Genomic DNA, 18204 nt, shown 5'->3' on the forward strand with positions numbered 1-18204 from the left:
CAGCCGCTCCTCCGCTACGCAGGCCCTGTCGCATCTGACTACTGAATTCTATAGCGAGCGTGGCCGCCGGGTCGACCGCCCGACGGGTACCGCTAGCTGGGCGGATCTTGCCGCTCGGTCTTTACACTTCATTTTCAAGTAGCTATCGTCTGGCGCACTCAGGGAGGGTCCGACACGCAGGGGGTTCGTCATGTCGGCATCGTGGTCAGCGAAGATCCTCAGACGGCGCAGAGCGAGCCTGCTCGCGGTGGCGCTGCTCGTCCCGGGCATCGGTGTGGCGGCGGCCGAACACGGGGGAACGCCGTCGTCCGTGCACACCGTGCGATCCGAGGCACGTGCCAGCGACGGCACGACGCACACCATCACCAACCACCTCACCGAGGCCGCCCGCCACGGCGACCGCGGCGAGTGGCTGCTGGTGTGGGCGGGCGACGCCGCACCGGGCGAGAACGGGCCGGATCCCGACTTCCTCGCCGTCGTCGGCGCCACGAAGGGATCGCCGTCCTACGGCAAGGTCGTCAACACCGTGACGCTCGACCAGACCTTCGCCAACGAGCCGCACCACATGCAGTACACGTGGCACAAGGGAGACAAGGTCTACGCGGGCGGGTTGTTCTCCGACATCGTCTACGTCTTCGACGTCGCCAAGCTGCCAGTGGTGACGCTGTCCGGCATCACCCTCGCCGCCGACACCCCGTGCGGCTCGGCGCCGGACGCCTTCTCCGTGCTGAAGGACGGCACCGCGTACGTCTCGTACATGGGCGGCCCCGACGTGGCCGGACCGTGCCGCTACACCAACGGCGAAGTCCGCGACGGCAACGGTTTCGCCGGCTCACCGGGCGAGGTGGTGCACATCGACGCGCAGGGCCGGGTGCTCAGGGAGATTCCCGCCGCACTGCCGACCCCGGAAGCCGCCACGTGCCACAACGTCCCGGCGCTGCCGCAGCCGACGTGCGCGAACCCGCACGGCATCGGAGTGCGCGAGGACCTCGGCCGAATGGTGTCCGCGGACGTGTTCGAGGCCCGCAACCTGCTGACCGGATCACCACCGCCGGACGGCCTGATCGCCCGCGACACAGTGCGTTTCTTCGACATCTCCGACCGCTCCGCGCCACGCCTGACGTCGGTGACCCACCTGCCGGACGGACCGCGCCCCGAACCGGACGCGCGTTCCGACGAGCCGTTCGCGGTCATGGAGGTCGCGCTCACGAACCAGGCACGCCACCGGGGAGCGTTCGCGTCGACCATGAACGGCGCCGTCTACTACACCCCGGACATCACCGCCGCCCAGCCCGTGTGGCGCGAGGTGTTCGACGACGGCACCGCCTTCAAGTCCCTCTTCCCGCAGAACACGCCGACCAGCGGATCCGACGCGGGCGCGTGGCTGGCGGTGAGCCCGGACGACCGCTTCCTCTACCACGTGGTCATGAAGGGCGGCTGGAACTCACCACCCGGCGCCGCCGAAACAGGCATGTTGTACGTCCTAGACATCAAGGCGCTGCTAGCGTCCGGCGCCGCACCACAGTGCTCGATCGACGAGCCCGCAGAGGTCACCGGCGGCGGCCGCGAGGCCGACTGCCCACGACTCGCCGACGCAGAGCCGATGGCCGACAGCACGAGTGGCGGCCCGCACTGGGCGGCGATGGACAACTTCACCCGAGGCCGCGACGGCCACTTCCGCGAGACCACCAGGATCTCCCGGATCGCCACCAGCAACTACTTCGTCGCCCCCACCGGATTCGACGGCGACCACAAGGTGTGCATGACCAACGTCAGCCCGAAGGGCGAGCTCACCCCGGACCCGTCGTTCCGCGACGACCTCGGCGGCCGCGGCTGCATCGACTTCGACCGAACCCGCTGGCCACACGGCGAGCGCGGCGGCGCCCGGCCGCACGGCGTGCTCTTCGCGGTGGCCGATGCCGACCTTCACTGACGCGGCAGTCGCCGCGGGCCTGGGTGCGCACGACCACCCAGGCTCGCAGGCCACACCGGCCGACTGGCTCGCGGCGACGACGCTGATGCTGTGCGAGGTGACCGATGCCGATCTTCGCTGACGTGGCCGAGTTCGCCACGGGTCTGGGTGCGCACGACCAGCCCAGCCCTCAGGCCACACCGGCCGACGGGCTCGCGACGGTGCTGATGCAGCGCGAGGTGGCCAATGCCCGCCTTCGCTGACGCCGCCGCATTCCTCACGGACTCCGGTGCGCACGGCCACCCCGGCCCACAGTCCGCGTCGTCCGGCGGGCTCGCGGCGGTGGTGCTGGTGCTCTTCCCCGTCGCCGCGGGGTTCGCGCTGCTGCGCCCGTTCCTCCCCCGGCCGGGACGGGCGACAGCGGGCGCGGTGGCCACGATCACCGCGGGAACCGTGCTGTGGCAGGCGTTTCGGCTGCCCGGCGGCATCAGTCCGTGGTTGCTGGCCGCGCTCGCGGCCGGGTCCGTGCTCGTCCCGCTGGCACTGGTGCGTCCGGTGGGCAGGCTGGCGGAGGCGGTCGCGCCGTGGATCTTCTCGATCGGCGCGTTCGTCGCACTCGTGGGCTTCCAGCAGTCCTGGTTGGCACCGATCACACCTGATCGTCTCGAGGCGCTGTTGCAGACGACGATCGCGTGCGCCCTGGTCGCGCTCGCCTGGTATCCGTTGTGCCGCAGCGAAAGCCGGCTGCTGAAGGTGTCGGCTGCGGTGCTCGCGGTCGCGTTGACCGGCGGCGTGGCCCAGGCGACGATCACGGCCGGATCGGCCGGTCCGAAACCTGGTGTCCCCGTGCTGGCCGGCGCGGGACTGGTCGTGCCGCACCGGCCGGGGCCCAACCTCGTGCACGTCGCGCGGCCCGGCGTCGTGGTCGAGCCGGGGCACGTCACCGCGACGGCGCGGCCCGGCACCACCGGCGGCTGGGCGGTGGTGCAGCTGCCGGAGGGCCGTTCCTCGTTGTCGCTGGGCGGAACCGAGGTCCAGGTCGACACCGGTTCCGCCGCGCCCGCGCCGGACCTCACCGGGTCCGACGGCCCCGAGTGCGCCGGCGCGATGATCGGCGCCCACCTGGCCGCGCAGACCATCGCCACGTGTCCCGCGGACGCACTGTCCGAACAGGACGCGATCGCGTTGCGCGGTGTGGTCGGGTTTCTCGGCGGCCGCAACCATCAGGTGATCACGCTCGCCGGCGACGGTTCGGCCCGCTCGACGGCCGCAGAGCGGGTGGTCCGGGCCGAGGCCGGCGCTCGCGGCATCCAGGTCACCAGCCTGGCCGAACCCGCCAGCCCAGCCGAACCAACCAGCCCTGCCGACCCCACGAGCCCTGCCGACTCCGCCAGCCCAGCCGACCCCGCCAGCCCAGCCGACCCCGCCAGCCCGGCCAACCCCGCCAGCCCGGTCGTGGTCGTGGCCGGCTGGGCGCAAGCCGCCACCATCATCGACGCCGTCGCACGGGGAACCCTGCGCGCACAGGGGACCTACCTGGCACCCTGGCTGCTCACCCCGGCCCTGCTCACGCCGCCCGCCGGCCAGGTCATCCCACTGGCCTTCCCACCGTCCGGCGAGTCGTCCCTGCGCTACCTCACCGCGCTGGCCGCCGCCGCACCGGACGAGGCACCCAGCTCAGCCGGCTACCGAGCCTGGCTCGCGGCCGGCGGCGGCACCGCGGGCACGGAGTTCCGGCTGCACGCCGCCAGCACGTTGTCGGCGCCGGCAGGCCAGCCGCACCACCACGGGGTCTCCTGGCTGCCGGGCGGCACCGTCACGCCGATCAGCGGACCGCTGGGCGGCGAGTGAAACCACGGAGGAGGTATCGATGGCGCGGACTCACGACGAAACGACCTACCTCGCCGCGCTCGCGGCCGGCCGGTGCGGATCAGGTGAGGCCCAGCATGTGCGTGCACCGGTGGATGGCCTCGACGTCGCCCTCGATCTTGACGTCGCCCGTGGCGATCGCCGCGAACGGGGTGGTGAGCCTGGCGCCGATGCGCACGAACGTGTCGGGATCGCTGGTGATGACGAGGTCGGGATCGGCTGAACCGCCCCGCGTGAAGGCGACCTGCCCGCTCTTCACCTCGACGGCGAACGTGTGGTCGCCTACGCGGAACTCGTAGACCTCGTCGACGTCGGGGATCGCGTCCTCGTTGATCATCGCCTGCACGGCGAGGAATCCCCATTCGGCGCGCACGACGCCGTCGCTGTCGTTCTCACCGAGGAACGACATGCCCCAGCGCGCGAGTTGGAGCAGCGGCGCGCGCAGCTCGCGGCCGGCCTCGGTCAGCTGGTACAGCTTGCCCCTGCCGTCGCCGGGGACCGGTACGTGCTCGATCACTCCATGTTCGGTCAGCGATCGCAGGCGGTCCGACAGCAGGTTCGGGCCGATGCCCGGCAGGTTGTCGATCAGCTCGTTGAACCGGACGGGACTGATCAGCATTTCCCGGACTATCAGCAGCGTCCACCGTTCGCCGATGACGTTGAGCCCGGCAGCCAGCCCGCAGAACTGGCCGTAGTCCCGTTTGCCGACCACCGTCACCCCTCGCCGCACCACGTCCGATAACTGCGCGCAAGGATAACAACCGGTCAGGTCATCAGCCCCCGCAGCACGAACGGCAGGGCCTCCAGCTGGAAGTCCACCTCGGGACAGGTCTGCCGCAGGGTGCCCTCGAGAACGATCAGGGACAGCACGGGGAAGACGAACTCCGGGTCGGCGGAGAAGCCGTGCTCGCGCTGCATCGCGAACAGCTCGACGGCGAACGGCACGAGCTCGAACTCGCCGACCGCTCCCCTGGTGCCACCGTCGATCAGCCGGATCATCCTGGCGCGGAAGCCTTCCGGGTCGGCGGACGCACTCGCGCGGGCCGTTGCCAGCACGACGTCGGCGCAGGCCGCGCCGTCGCCCCGGCTCATCCGGTAGAAGAACGTGGCGAACGCGTGCCGCGCGGAGTCGGTGAGGCGGCGGCAGAAGCCTGCGTCGACGATCACGGCCCGGCCGTCGGGCAGCGCGTACAGGTTGCCCGGATGCAGGTCGCAGTGCACGAAGCCGTCCAGGAACAGCATTTGGTAGACCGCGCGGAGTGCGGCGACGGTCGCCTGCCGCGCGGCGTCGCCACCCGTGCGGCCGCGCGGCAGCGGCAGGTGCTCCATGACGATCACGTCGGCGGTGCAGTGCTCGCCGAACACTTCCGGCACGCACACGTCCGGCATCGCGCCGAGGTTGGTGCGAAGAGCACGCAGCGCGACGACCTCGGCGACGAAGTCGAGCTGCTGCCGGATCGCCGCGCCGAGTTCCGCGACGACCGCGACCACCGGCATGCCGCCCAGCAGCCGGAACCGCTCCGCGAGCCGCGCGAGAGCGGTGACCAGCACGAGATCGCGGGCGATCACCACGGCCACGCCGGGACGACGCACCTTGATCGCCACGACCCGCCCGTCAACGAGCTTCGCGCGGTAGACGCACGCGATGCTGCCCGCGGCGGCGGGCACGATGTCCCCGTCGACGCTGTCCAGCAACGCGCGCGGCAGCCTGGGCAGCACCGCGGCGACCGGGATCGGTGGCAGGTCGTCGTGGACGTGGGCAAGCCCGCGGCACACGGCCGCGGGCAGCAGGTCGACCCTCGTGCTCAGCAGCTGGGCGGCTTTGAGGAACGTCGGGCCGAGCCTGGGCATCGTGGACGCGATCGTGTCCGCCCGGCTGCGGGTCAGCGCGAGCCTCAGCACCGCGCCCGCCAGCACCGCGATGATCCGCAGGGCGCGGAGGACCGCACCCGCCGTCACCGGTCGGGCATGTCGATCTCGTGGGTGACGTGGCTGCCGCACTGCGTCGCCGACGCCAGCGCGAGCCTGGGCTTCGCGGTGCCCGCCGTCTGGGCGCCGATGCCGCCGTCGAGGTCTTCGACGTCGTAGAACGTGGTGGGCGTCTGCGACAGGAACGTCGTGCCGACCGGCGGGAACGTGGTGATCGCGGTGGCCGTCATGACCAGCGGGTCGAGGTTGACGTAGAGCCTGCCGCGCAGGCTGAGGATCAGGTACTGCTGGAACTCGACGTCCGCGGGAAGGAGGGCCTCCGCGCCGCCGGGCTTCAGGCCGGTCAGCGTGCCGACGTTGGGCCTGCTCGGGTTCTGCTGGATGAGCAGACCGGTCTCGTTGGAGTGGAAGTGGGTCATCAGGCGCGTCACGACGATGCGCGGCCGGCCGTCCGGCAGCGTGGTGATCTCCTGCGAGCTGCGCACGGCGCTCAGCCCCTGCACGTCGGCACAGCTCAGCGACTCGCCGTCGGAGAACAGCACGGTGAGCTCGCCCCGGATGCTCAGACCGACGTGGTGCTGGCTGTTCGGCACGATCAGCGGATCCGAGCGGTCGGGCCGCGCCCGTACGGCTTCTGCGGTCATGGTGCACTCCCTTCGGTGCCGGTCAGGTGCCCGCGGTGAAGGTGACCGGAAGCGAGAGCACACCGCGGAACATGGTGCTGCGGTGGTACACGAGGTCGTCCGGCGAGCAGGCGAGCTCCAGGCCGGGCAGCCGCACCAGCGCGCGCAACGCGGCCAGGAGCTCGATGCGCGCCAGCACGGCGCCGACGCAGTGCCGGATCCCGCTGCCGAACGACATCGGCCGGACGCCGGTTCTGGTGACGTCGAACCGGTCGGGGTCGGCGAACTGCGCGGGATCCCGGTTGGCGGCGCCGAGCACCGCCACGGCGAACTCGCCTCGCCGCAGCGTCCTGCCGCCGAGTTCGACGTCGTCCGTCAGCTGCCTGCTGTTGGCCTGGACCGCAGAGTCGTACCGCAGCACTTCCTCGACGGCACCAGGCAGAAGTCCGGGACGTTCCCGCAGCAGCGCCAGCTGACCGGGCTCGCGCACCAGCGCGAGCACCCCGTTGCCGATCTGGTTGGTGACCGTCTCGTGGCCCGCGAAGATCAGCGTGACGCCCATGCTGACGATCTCCTCGTGGGACAGCACCGGGGCGAGCTCGCCGAGCAGGCCATCGGTGCGGCCGGTCAGGTACTCGGTGATCTCGGCCATCGCGGTCTGCCCGAGTGCGATCTCCTCCGGTGACGCGACGAGGTCGAGCGTCGGGCCGATCGCGAGCGACCAGGCCCGGATCCGCGCGAGATCTTCTTGCGGCAGACCGAGGATCGAGGAGATCACGGTCAACGCCAGCGGGTAGGCGAAGTCGTCGATCACGTCCATCCGGCCGCGGGCGAGGGCGGGTGTCAGCAGGTCCGCCACGATGCTGTCGATCCGCTGCTCCAGGTCGCGCACCGCGCGTGGCCCGAACGCGCCCGCGATGAGCGACCGCAACCGGGTGTGCTCGGGTTCGTCCTGGAACAGCACCGTGCTGGTGAGAATGCCGCTCAGCGGTCCTGTGCCGACGATCGACGCCCAGAAGTCCCGGATGCCCGCCCGTGCGAACCGCTCGTCGCCGAGCACGGCCCGCACGTCGGCGTACCGGGTCACGAACCAGATCCCGTTGGCGCCCCGGTGCACCGGATCGTTGCGCAGCAACCAGTGGTAGTGGGGATAGGGATCGCGCCGCACGTCCACGTGGGACGGGTCGAACCCGGCGGTGGGAACGTCGACCTGTGTCATCACGGTCTCCAGGAGTCGGAGCACAGCTTGACGCAGGTTACTTGAAAAAGCTATACCATTTCAAGCGGCATCACACCGGCGCCCCACGCGGAGGACCCATGACCGGCAAGCTCGCTTGGTTCGAGATCCACGTCGGTGACACGGAGAAGGCGGCGGAGTTCTACCACGCGCTGTTCGGCTGGACGTTCAGCCCGCTCGGCGACGCGGACGACAGCCTGGGCGACTACCTCGTGATCACCACCGCCTCCGGTGAACCGGCGGGCGGCGGTCTCGCCCGCAGCGGCTCACCGAACGACGTGGGACGGGAGTCGAGCATCCTCTACCTGTTCACCGACGACATCGACGCCGCGGTCGGGCGCGCGCTGGCGGCCGGTGGATCGCTCCACCGGCCGCGGATGAACATCGGTGGCAGCCACGGGTACTGCGCGATCGTGCGCGACCCCGACGGCAACCACGTGGGACTCTGGTCCGACCGGTGACCGGTCACCAGCCGATCATCGGGTACCACAGGACGCCGGCCCGTGCGAGCACGCGGACGTCCCAGTACAGCAAGGTGAACGTGCCGGCGATGAGCAGACCGGCACCGGTGACGAGCGACAGCCGTGCGGGCTTCGCGGCGAACCAGCGTTGCAACCGTCCCCTGGTTCCGTGCACCAGCACCAGGAACAGCAGCGCCATCACCACGATGTTGCCGACCGACTGCAGGACGAACGCCGCGACGCTGTAGGCGATGTCGTGGCTTTCCGCCGAGTCTCGGAACAGCACGCGGAACAACGCGAACGGCCTGCCGACGAGCAGTCCGCCGATCAGGGCACCCATCAGCACGAGCGGAACACGGGGATGGCGGGCCATCGGGTTGCGCAGCAGGCCGAGCGCGATCAGGCCCAGCCACAGGAACCCGAGCCCGACGACGCCGAACGCGATCATCGACTGGATGTTGCGCGGCGACAGGCCGCCGGTCGACGCCGCGGTGGAGAACTGCGGCATGCGCGTGCCGACCACGGCGACGACCGCGCCGTAGACGGCCGACACCGAGATCATGCCGGCGGCGATCCAGCCGAGTGGCGCGAACGTCTCACGGACGGTGGCGGGCCGCTCGCGGATCAACGGGCCCACCGCGCCGAAGACCGCGACGTTGCAGGCGGTCAGGGAACCCGCGAGCCCGGAGACGAACGCGAACACGATGCCCGCCAGCACCCCGGTGATGGGCGTGGCCTTGGCGTCGTGACCGAGCAACGTGTTCGCGACGTTGTCGCCGATCACCCTGTCGACGAACGAAGCCGACCACACCACGGTGAGCAGAAATCCACAAAGGACGGAGAGAGCGACCACTCTCCTCCTGTGCTCCGGAAAAGGTCCCGTGCCGAGCGGTCCGGCTGTCTTGTTCTCCAGAACGGTCATCTGATCCCCCACTGATCTCAGACGAGCACCGGACGTGCGCACTGGCAACGGGTGAGAGCACGTTCGTCCGCGGACGGCTTGCGATGCAGGATCATGGCCACGACCATCGGCGCGAACACGACCGCGTTGTAGAAGAGGTGCAGCTCGACGCGGGGCACCGCGAGCTGCAGCACGCTGGTGGGCACGGGACGCCCTGCCAGGTTCGCGCCGGCGACGACCTGCCCCAGCAGCAGCAGGTGCTCGAAGTGGTGCCACACCTGGATCACCAGCGCCGCCGTCCACCACGTGCGCGCCCGGCCGACGAATCCCGGTCGCAGCGCGACGAGGCCGATCAGCATCACCAGCGCGTACCCGTAGTGCAACGCCTCGGAGTGCACCAGCCACGGCAGCACGCTGCCCAGCACGCCGCCCGCGGCGGGACGCGGAATGCCCAGCACGTAGATCTGCACGGCCTGAGCCAGGTGTTCGGCCCAGTGCGCCACCACCACCGCCATGAAGATCCCCAGCGCGAACCGGTGCCGCTCGCTGTTCAACTCGTCGACCCGTGTGCTCACCACGCCGTGCTCCTTCCGATCTCGTACGGTGCGAGCGCGTCGGCCAGCTCGGGTGGAACGTCGACGGGCTCGGTTCCGGTCTCTGTCCGGCGCAGGCAGGCAACGGTCTGGCTGCCCTTGGCCACGCGGGTGCCCTCACGCAGGAAGTCGAAGTCCATCCGCACCCTGCTGCCCCGGCGTTCGCGCAGGGTCATCGCGACCTCGACGCGGTCGAAGGCGAAGCACTCGGCGTAGTACTCCATGTCGCACGCCACGGTCGCGAGCGCGAGAGCACCGGTGCCGATCTCCGCCAGCACGCCGGGCGCGAACTCGGCGAGGAACATCTCGCGGCAGTGTCCCTGCCAGCGCAGGAAGTTCGTGAAGTAGACGTTGCCGACCAGGTTCGTCTCGTCGAACGTCACGACGTGGTTCCAGCGGTACGCCCGCATGGTCATCCTCCCGGTCGCAGTGCCAGCGCGATGACGAGCGGTCCGGCGTAGGTCGTCACCCGCGCGTCCGGAGTGCCCAGCACCACGAGTCCGTCGTCGGTGACCTCCTCGATCGCCAAGGTGTGCGCGCCCGCGTCGCCCAGCGCGCGCCGGGCGCACCGGACCCTGGTGGCCGCCGTCGACTCGGGCTCTCCCACCTTCTCGGCTATCGCGAGCGCGAGCCGGTCCGCGGAGACCTCGTCCGTGACGCGGTCCCAGGCGTACCCGATCAGTCCCTGCCCCTCGGCGGTCACGCCGGCCGCGCTGGTCGTCACGTCGAGCGGTCCGGCGAGACCGCATTCGACGAGCCTTCGCCCGAGCAGCGGACCGATCAGCTCCACCGGCAGCGGGTCCTCCCACACCCGCGGACCAATCGCACGCAGTCTCAGCCCGTCCCACTGCGCCACGGCGAGACCGTCCTCATCGGACAGTCGTACGTCGAACACGTACTCGTCGGCGCTGTGCTCGCGTTCGCGCGCCGAGACCAGGAGTGCGCCGGCCGGCCTGCGCCACACGGTGACCCGCTCGACGTGGACGGGCAACGCCCGCCGATGCGGCAGGCAGGCCAGCAGCACGTGGATCGTGGCGTCGTGTGCGCCGAGGTCGCCCAGCAACAACCGCGAGCTCTGGAACTGCGAGAACCACCGCTCGTCACCGCCGCGCACCCACGCGCGCACCTCGAACGCGGTCAGCAGCTCGTAGCCGATCAGGCCGCGCAGGCGCCCGCTGTGGAAGAAGAGCGGACCGTAGAAGGGATGCGGGCCCTCATCAGGCGGTGGTCCGGTCGTGACGACAGCCCTGGCGGGTTCCGCCGGCGCCGGGCACACGACGGCACGGAACCGGGCCGTGGTGTAGCCGTCCGCGTCGTCGCTCACCACGACGTCGACGTCCTGGTCGCCCGCGAGTCCCGCCACTCGCAGCGCGCGGCTGTCGTGCCCGTCCACGACGATCGGGCTGGCCAGGTCGACGTCCGCGAAGCTCCACCGCTCTCGTGGCCCGCCCAGCAGCGCGGCGGTCTGCGCCATCGCCTCAAGGCCCGCGACCGCGGGGAACACCGGCACGCCGTCGACGCGGTGGTCGTCGAGGTAGAGGTCGGCGCCGGTGGAGATCACCGGCTCCACCACGGTCTCCACACCGGGCACGTGGACCAGCACGTCGGAGGAGAACCGCAGCGGCGGCGCGGGCGGCGCGTCCGCGAACACCTTCGGATCCGCCGGGAACCGCCCGGTCATCAGCAGGGTGACCGGCGCGGCCGACCGGGTGAGGACGTCGATCATCGCCTCGACTCCGGAGGCGGGCTCGATCGGCACGATCCCGCGATCACGCAGGGCACCGAGCACGCCCATCCGCTCGCCCATGCCAGTGCCCGACCAGACCGACCACTCGAGCACCCGGCTGCGGCACGAGGGGTGCCGGGCGGCCCAGCCGGTCAGCTCCGCCCGCATCCAGTCGTTGGCCACGCAGTACTCGGACTGGCCGGTGAGACCGAACCGGCCGATGATCGAACCGAATCCGACCAGCAGCGTGAGCTCGTCCCCCACCTCGTCGAGCAGGTGGCGCAGCCCGTCCACCTTCGGGGCCAGGGTCGCCGTCATCGACTCGGTGACGACCTCGCCCAGCTGCCGCGGCTCGTTGACACCGGCGCCGTGCAGGAGTCCACGGACGGGTCCGTGCGCGCCGGCCAGCTCCACCGCGCGCCGCACGTCTCGCGGATCGGTGACATCGCACTGGACGTAGTGCGCCACCACGGACGGGTCGATTTCGGACAGTCCTTTGCGGACTCGCGGCGCGTCGGCCGCCGAACGGCCGAGCAGGACGAGCAGGCATCCGGTGCGCAGGGCCAGCGCCTCGGCGCACCGTGCGGTGATGCCGTCGGAGCCTCCGGTCACCAGGCAGACGTCGCCGGGCCGCAACGGCACCTCGTCCCGCTCACCCGCGGGCAGCACGGACGTGGCCAGCCTCTCGACGTCGCCGGAGGGGTGCACCCGCAGCCGCACTCCTGCCTCGGCGAGGCCCAGGTCGACGGACGCGGCTCTCACGGGCAAGCGCACCGAGGTGGCCACGCACCCCAGCTCCGCCTCGGCGCTGCGGGCGACCGCGTCGGCGGCCGGATGCCCGTCGTGCAGCACGAGCACGACGTCCGGCCGGCGCTCACCGAGCGCCCGCACGACCGCGGCGATCCGGGTGACCGGGTCGCCGGCGTTGATCCAGACGGCCAGACCGGTGCGGACCGGCTCGTCCACTGTGGACTCCGCGACGGTGTGCAACCAGTGGCCGTCCGGGGCGTCGACCTTCCAGAGCACGTCAGGGCGAGCGGGTCGCGGCTGCCAGGGGATCCAGGTGTGTCGGAAAGCCCGCGTCCACGGCCGGACACCCAGCACCGCGCGTTCGGAACCGTCGTCGGAGGGCTGGGCGCCGAGCAGTTCGGCGACGTCCGCGACCGTCGCCTCGCCGAGCGTCGGCGGCATCACCGGTACCCGTTTGCCGAGCAGTGCGGCCACCTCGGCGAGGATCTGCATGACCTGCAACGAGTTCAGGTGCAGGTCGCCGAGCAGCGTGCGGTCCGGCCGGATGCCGCCGACCGGCAGCTCCAGCGTCCTGCTCAGGTGGTGGCGCAGCACGGCGAGCGGGTCGCTGTCCACCGCGTCCGGCTCGGCGTCCTCCGCCGTCTCCACGACCTCGCCCACCACCTCGCACGGGTTGGCGAGCAGGGTGATCGGTGTCCCCGCCACCAGGTCGCGATGGGCGCGGTCACCGAACCAGTGCCCGAGGTCGCACACCGACACGGCGGCGAGCGCGGCGGTGGTCATGGCGCGGCCGCGACCGGAACCGCCGCTGTCCAGCGACACCACGGGAAAGTCCCGCACCAGCGAGGCGAGCGTGGTGCCCGGTCCCGCCTCGACGAGCAGGTCGCACTCCGCCGTGAGCGAGACCATCGCCTCGGTGAACCGCACCGGTGCGGTGAGCTGCCGGACCAGCAGGTCGCGCAGGCCGCCACCGTCGGCGCCGTCGAGCAGACTGCCGGTCACGGTCGAAAAGACTCGTTGTCTCGGCGTCGAGAACGCGGTCCCGCGCAGCACAGCGGCCAGCGGTTCGGCGGCAGGCGCCATCGCGGAGCTGTGGAACGCGTGCGACACCGGGAGTTCGGTCGCGCGCGCACCGTTCACGCGGGCGAGCACCTGCCGCAGTTCGCCCATGTCGCCGGCGATCGTGGTCTGGTCCGGGGCGTTGTAGCCGGCCACCGTCACGCCGCTGCCCGCCAGCAGTGCGGCCACCCCGTCCGCCGGTAGACCGATGCTCGCCATCCCGGTGCCCGACCGGCCGTGCTCGGCCATGATCCGGCCGCGATCGACCGCGAGCCGCAGGCCGTCCTCCGGTGTCAGCGCGCCCGCCCACACCAGTGCGGAGATCTCGCCCAGGCTGTGTCCCGCCGCCGCCACCGGGCGGCAGCCGATGCCGGCGAGCCAGTCCAGCGCGGCCAGTGACTGCCGGACGATCGCGGGCTGGGCGACCTCGGTCGAGACGGTGCAGTCGTCGACGGGCAGATTCTTGGGCAGATCGGGCGCGCTGACCCCGTCGTCGAGCCTGGCGCGGACAGGTGCGGCCTGGCCGGGGAACAACAGCCCGACGCGGCACCGGCCCCTGCCGCCCAGCACGAACCCGTCCGCGGTGTTCACCACCAGTTCGCCGGACCACGCGCTGATCCGGGCGCTCGCTCTCGCCGCGGCGCGGGCGAGGTGCTCCGGGGTCTCGGCCACGAGCGCGCACCGCACCGCCGCGTTGGGCTGGAAGGACTTGTACTCGGTGGCCGCGAGGTCGTGCAGCTCGGCCGCGCTCAGCGACGCGGCGGTACCGGCGAGCGCGTCCAACCGCTGGGCGACGCCGCCGCGATCGGGCCCGGTGAGCAGCACGATCTCGTACCGGGGCAGTGGCCTGCCCCACCTCAGCATCGGCTCCGGCACCGCCGACCGCCCCGCACCTGCACCGGTCAGCACGACGTGCGCGTTGATCCCGCCGAAGCCCATCGAGGACACGGCGGCGACCGGCGCGGGCGACTGCCACGGTTCCGGCGCGGAGAGCAGGCGCAGCGTGCTGTCGGGCCCGGTGAGCAGCTCGTGGGGTTCACGGCAGCCCGTCGCGGGAGGGAGTACACCGTGGTGCACGGCGAGCGCCGCCTTGATCAACCCGGCGGCACCCGCCGCGGCTTTGGTGTGCCCGATGTTCGCCTTCACCGAGCCGAGCACGGCCCGCCGCGGCGCGCCCGCGCGCACGAGGTTCAGCGTGGCGAGCTCCACCCGATCGCCGACCGGTGTGCCGGTGCCATGACCCTCGACGAGCCCGACCGAGCACGGGTCCACGCGCGCCATCTCGTACGCCCTGCGCAGGGCCCGTGCCTGCCCGCTCTCCTCCGGGCGCGTGAGACCACCCGAACCGTCCGACGACATGCCCCAGCCGGAGACCACCGCGTAGGTGCGCAGGCCCGCCTCACGCGCGTCCTCCGCCCGCATCAACGCGATGACACCGCAGCCCTCCCCCGGCAGGAAACCGGTGGGTTCGGCGTCGTAGACCCGCATCTCGCCGCCTTCGGCCAGTGCGCGCATGCGGGCGAACCCGACCAGCTCGAACGGGTCCAGGCTGAGGTCGACGCCACCGGCGAGGGCGAAGTCGAGCTCGCCGGAGCCCAGCGCCCGGCACGCCGTCATCACCGCCAGCAGACTCGACGCGCAGGCACCGTCCACTGTGTACCCGGTGCCGTGGAAGTCGAAGTGGTTGCAGACCCTGCCCGCGATCGTGTTCGACAACGCGCCCGCGAGCGACTCGTCACCGGGTTCGGGAAACGGCGCGCGGATCAGGCTTTCCAGTTCCTCCAGCGCTTTCGCCGCCTGCTCGGCCGGCACGTCCGCGCGGGCGAGTGCCGTTCTGGCCGCGTGCCCGATGAACGGCCACCGCAGCCGCAGCTGCGACGCGCGGGAGAACTCACCGGTCAGCGAGTTGCCGAGCACCACGCCGACGCGGTCGCGGTCCAGTCCGGCGCTGTCGGGAAAGCCCGCGTCGGCCAGTGCCTCGCCGCACGTCTGCAATGCCAGCCAGTGCGTCTGGTCCACGGTGCGGAAGAGCCTGCCGGGTACGCCGAACCGCTCGCGGTCGAAGGTCCAGTCCCGCAGCAGCCCGGCGTGCGTCACGTACGTCTGGTCAGCTCCGGTGCCCTGGTAGGCCTCGGCGAGTCGCTGTGCGGGCAGCAGGCGAAAAGCCCGCCTGCGACCGAGCACCGTCTCCCAGAGCTCACTACCGCTCGCGGCGTCCGGGTAGTGACAGGCGATGCCGACGATCGCGATCGCCGGCGGTGTCCCGCCGGTCATGACTCAGATCCCCGCCACGCCTTCACCCGCGGCGCCGCGACCAGCACCAGCCCCCGCAGCAGGCACGTGATCACGAGTGCGAAGAACAGTCCGAACGACACACCCGAGACGACCAGCAGCCCGTACACCGCGGCCGTGGTCAGGCCGAACACGACCTGGTTGCGCCAGTGCACCGGCGTCGTACCCGGATCGGTGATCATGTAGTTGGTGAAGAGGATGAACGCGAGTCCTGTCATCGGGACCAGGGCCGCGAGCAGCGAGTGGTCGAGCAGCACCGACCGCAGGACGGCCTGTCCCGCGAACCCGGCGACCCAGGCCGCGATGAGCGGCATCTTGCCGGTGAGACCCGCGTTGATCATCGTGCCCGCCATCAGGATCCCCAGCGGCAGCAGCCAGTCGAGCGTGCCGATGGTGAAACTGGTGAAGTGGTAGGGCGGCGCGATGCCGACCCACGGGAACAGGACGAGCACGATGCTGATCCCCGCGTTCGACGGGTTCAGCACGTGCCGCAGCTTTCCCTTGACGCGCAACCGGACCAGGTACTTCGTGCCGTTGGCGAGCACGATCGCGAAGATGTAGGGCCACAGCGAGGCGTTGGCCCACATGAGCATTCCGCACGCCAGCCCGGTGATGTGCGCGGGCAGCAGGAAGATCACGAACTCCCGCCGGCCCTTGCGGAACGCCGCGGTGCGCCCGGTCGCCCAGGCGTCGAGCGCCTCGAAGGCCAGCGCGGCCGCGTAGCTGGTGAGCACGGCGACGATCGGGGTGATCGGCGCCTGCTCGAAACCGAGCAGCAGGTGGCCGACGATGTTGAACACGCTGATCGAGATGGCGAACCGGGTGAGCGCCTTGACGCGACGCTCGTCGGCCGACAGTGAGGGCTTCGGTGGCGCGGTGACCACCGCGCCGGGGACGTCGGGGCTGTCGACACGCGTCGCGGTCGCGGTCATCGGACTACCGCCGTTCCATCGGGTCGGAGTTGGACAGTCTGGTGGCCGGGCCGGATCCGGAGATCCGCGCGGTGCTGACCGGAACCGTCCCGCCACGTGACGGTGGCGGCCGCGCTCCCACCACCGGGCAGTGCGAAGTGCAACTCGTGCGCGGAGACACCGGTGTGGCCGTTCGCCGGGTAGAGCTGGCCCTTCTGCGGACGCCCGTCGAGCCGGACCTCGACCTCCGCCCCGATCGCCGGTGTGTCCTTGCCGCCCGCGGCGCCCGGCCGGACGAGCCTCAGGTCGGCGGCAGGTCCGCCGGCGCGGTCGTTGCGCAGCAGGACCGAGTCCTCCCACTGGTTGGCCACGAGCACGTCGACCCGGTTGTCGCCGTTGACGTCACCGACCGCGATTCCCCTGGTGTTGTCGGGGAACGAGATCCCGGCCTGCTCGGCGAGATCGTGGTAGCGGCCGTCGGCGGCGCGGACCCAGAACCTGTTCGGTTCCTTGCCCGACAGGTCGTCGCCCGGTCCGAAGTTCGGCCACCAGGCCGGGTGGTGCAGCAGTTCGTCGTTGCCCATCGCGAGCTCCTGCAGCAGCGGCCACCTGTTGACCTCGCCCTTCAGGAACCCGTTGGCCTGCATCAGTTCGTCGACGCCGTCGTTGTCGAAGTCCGCCGCCTTGACGTCCCAGCACCAGCCGGCCCTGGCCAGCCCCAGTTCCTCGCTGCGGTCCCGGAACGGGACGCGGCCGTCGAGCAGGTCGGCGGGGGTGCCGTCCGGCACGAACGCGAAGTTGCTCTCGTGCAACCCGAACGGGGTGGTGATGTTGCTGACGACCATGGTGGGCAGCCCGGTCCCGGTGGGATAGGTGAAGGTGACCCCCATGCCCTTGAAGGAGTCGTGGCCGAGCACCTCGGACTTCGGGGTGACCATGTCGCGCGCCCCGGTGACCTCCTCCAGCCGCACCGAACCCGGCGTCGACCGGTTGACCATCAGCTGGTCGGGGCCGAAGTCGTTGGCCTGGTAGATCTCCGGCAGTCCGTCGCCGGTCAGGTCCTGCAGCCCGGTGGCGAGCGTCCACGACCCGGCCGCGGCACGGGACAGCGCGACGCTGGCGTCCACCATGGACGGAAGCGCGTCCGGTGTACCGGTGGGACGGGTGAGCAGGATCCGGTTGGTGCCGCCGTTGCGGCCGAGCGACATGGAGTCCTGCATCTGCATCCTGGTCTCGTCGCCCGCCGACGGGTCGAGCACCCGTGCGCCGTCCGGGAAGTAGTTGCCCACGAGGACGTCGAGGTGCCCGTCACCGTCGATGTCACCCACGTTGAGCGTGCCGGAGTTCCACACCTGCATCGGCTCGATCAGCTCGCTTGCCCGAAACCCGTTCTGGCGCGGCGTGCCCACGCCCGCGGTGTTGACGAAGAGCAAGGGAGAGCGGCCCCAGTAGTGGACGATGAAGTCGACGTCGCCGTCCTCGTCGAGATCGGCGGGCACACATCCCATCGGCGCCATCGTGGCGTCGAAGCGAACGCCGTCGGCACGCAGCACCACCGGCGGGTACCGCTCGCCGCCCGCGTCCGGCACCGGGGCCACGGTGACCGCGTCGTCACGGGGGTCGACCAGGCAGAAGTCCGCCGAGCGGCCGAGACCGCGCACATCGGCGAGCGCGACCGCGGCGCCCACTGAGGAGATCCAGCCGCGGATGTCGTGCAGGCCGGGTGCGACGGCCCGCTCGCTGCGGGTGTCGCGTGGACTCCTGTTGAGCGAACTCGCGGTGAATCCGTAGCGCTGCGCCGTTGAGGCCGCCTCCTGCGCACCGAGGCCGGGCCGGATGACCATCACGCCCACAGCGGCACAGACCAGCACTACCACTGATGCGGAAATTGCCTTACGCACGAATACCGACATCGTCGCCCCCCATAACAATCCCTCCCCG

General features: G+C 71.2%; 15 protein-coding genes. 5 read left to right on the top strand and 10 right to left on the bottom strand.

What is annotated here, in order from left to right:
* Positions 1–247: 247 nt before the first annotated feature.
* Genes SK803_RS43295 through SK803_RS43310 form a run of 4 tightly spaced genes read left to right on the top strand, consistent with a single transcriptional unit; the run spans position 248 to position 3763 of the window.
* The gene (locus SK803_RS43295; protein ID WP_319972059.1) at positions 248–1933 is read left to right on the top strand and encodes a hypothetical protein; all 1686 of its coding nucleotides are present in this window, start codon (positions 248–250) and stop codon (positions 1931–1933) included.
* Positions 1917–2054 (top strand): hypothetical protein, encoded by a 138-nt coding sequence (locus SK803_RS43300; protein WP_319972060.1) that lies wholly within the window; start codon positions 1917–1919, stop codon positions 2052–2054. Before SK803_RS43295 ends, SK803_RS43300 begins: the two co-directional genes overlap by 17 nt.
* The gene (locus SK803_RS43305) at positions 2038–2175 is read left to right on the top strand and encodes a hypothetical protein (protein WP_319972061.1); all 138 of its coding nucleotides are present in this window, start codon (positions 2038–2040) and stop codon (positions 2173–2175) included. Before SK803_RS43300 ends, SK803_RS43305 begins: the two co-directional genes overlap by 17 nt.
* Entirely contained in the window at positions 2159–3763 is a 1605-nt protein-coding gene (locus tag SK803_RS43310; protein WP_319972062.1) for a DUF6239 family natural product biosynthesis protein, read from the top strand. Before SK803_RS43305 ends, SK803_RS43310 begins: the two co-directional genes overlap by 17 nt.
* A 79-nt stretch (positions 3764–3842) precedes the next feature.
* Here the strand turns inward: SK803_RS43310 and SK803_RS43315 are convergent, their stop codons facing one another.
* Genes SK803_RS43315 through SK803_RS43330 form a run of 4 tightly spaced genes read right to left on the bottom strand, consistent with a single transcriptional unit; the run spans position 3843 to position 7552 of the window.
* Complete coding sequence (locus SK803_RS43315) at positions 3843–4493, bottom strand: winged helix-turn-helix transcriptional regulator (RefSeq protein WP_319972063.1); 651 nt, start codon at positions 4491–4493, stop codon at positions 3843–3845.
* A 53-nt stretch (positions 4494–4546) separates the two neighbouring features.
* Entirely contained in the window at positions 4547–5740 is a 1194-nt protein-coding gene (locus SK803_RS43320; RefSeq protein ID WP_319972064.1) for an ABC1 kinase family protein, read from the bottom strand.
* Positions 5737–6354: a hypothetical protein gene (locus SK803_RS43325; RefSeq protein ID WP_319972065.1), complete on the bottom strand. Its 618-nt coding sequence runs from the start codon at positions 6352–6354 to the stop codon at positions 5737–5739. Before SK803_RS43325 ends, SK803_RS43320 begins: the two co-directional genes overlap by 4 nt.
* A 22-nt stretch (positions 6355–6376) precedes the next feature.
* A complete protein-coding gene (locus SK803_RS43330) occupies positions 6377–7552 on the bottom strand; it encodes a cytochrome P450 (RefSeq protein WP_319972066.1) in 1176 nt (391 codons plus the stop codon).
* 98 nt (positions 7553–7650) lie between these two features.
* On the opposite strand from SK803_RS43330, the gene SK803_RS43335 reads away from it, so the two are divergent.
* Complete coding sequence (locus tag SK803_RS43335) at positions 7651–8031, top strand: VOC family protein (protein ID WP_319972067.1); 381 nt, start codon at positions 7651–7653, stop codon at positions 8029–8031.
* A gap of 4 nt (positions 8032–8035) precedes the next feature.
* Here SK803_RS43335 and SK803_RS43340 read toward each other — a convergent pair whose 3' ends face one another.
* Genes SK803_RS43340 through SK803_RS43365 form a run of 6 tightly spaced genes read right to left on the bottom strand, consistent with a single transcriptional unit; the run spans position 8036 to position 18140 of the window.
* On the bottom strand, positions 8036–8953 hold the full coding sequence (locus SK803_RS43340; protein ID WP_319972068.1) for a hypothetical protein: 918 nt from the start codon (positions 8951–8953) through the stop codon (positions 8036–8038).
* A gap of 17 nt (positions 8954–8970) precedes the next feature.
* Entirely contained in the window at positions 8971–9510 is a 540-nt protein-coding gene (locus SK803_RS43345) for a hypothetical protein (protein WP_319972069.1), read from the bottom strand.
* Positions 9504–9935 carry an acyl-CoA thioesterase gene (locus SK803_RS43350; RefSeq protein ID WP_319972070.1) on the bottom strand — a complete coding sequence of 144 codons (432 nt, stop codon included), beginning with the start codon at positions 9933–9935 and terminating at the stop codon, positions 9504–9506. Before SK803_RS43350 ends, SK803_RS43345 begins: the two co-directional genes overlap by 7 nt.
* Before the next feature lie 2 nt (positions 9936–9937).
* Positions 9938–15334, bottom strand: a complete 5397-nt coding sequence (locus SK803_RS43355; protein ID WP_319972071.1) for an SDR family NAD(P)-dependent oxidoreductase — start codon at positions 15332–15334, stop codon at positions 9938–9940.
* Positions 15331–16284: an enediyne biosynthesis protein UnbU gene (locus SK803_RS43360; RefSeq protein ID WP_319972072.1), complete on the bottom strand. Its 954-nt coding sequence runs from the start codon at positions 16282–16284 to the stop codon at positions 15331–15333. The genes SK803_RS43355 and SK803_RS43360 overlap by 4 nt, the downstream gene beginning before the upstream one ends.
* Positions 16281–18140, bottom strand: a complete 1860-nt coding sequence (locus SK803_RS43365) for a CRTAC1 family protein (RefSeq protein ID WP_319972073.1) — start codon at positions 18138–18140, stop codon at positions 16281–16283. The genes SK803_RS43360 and SK803_RS43365 overlap by 4 nt, the downstream gene beginning before the upstream one ends.
* Between the last annotated feature and the right edge of the window lie 64 nt (positions 18141–18204).

Origin of the sequence: Lentzea miocenica (assembly GCF_033949945.1) — a bacterium.
Lineage (GTDB): Bacteria > Actinomycetota > Actinomycetes > Mycobacteriales > Pseudonocardiaceae > Lentzea > Lentzea miocenica.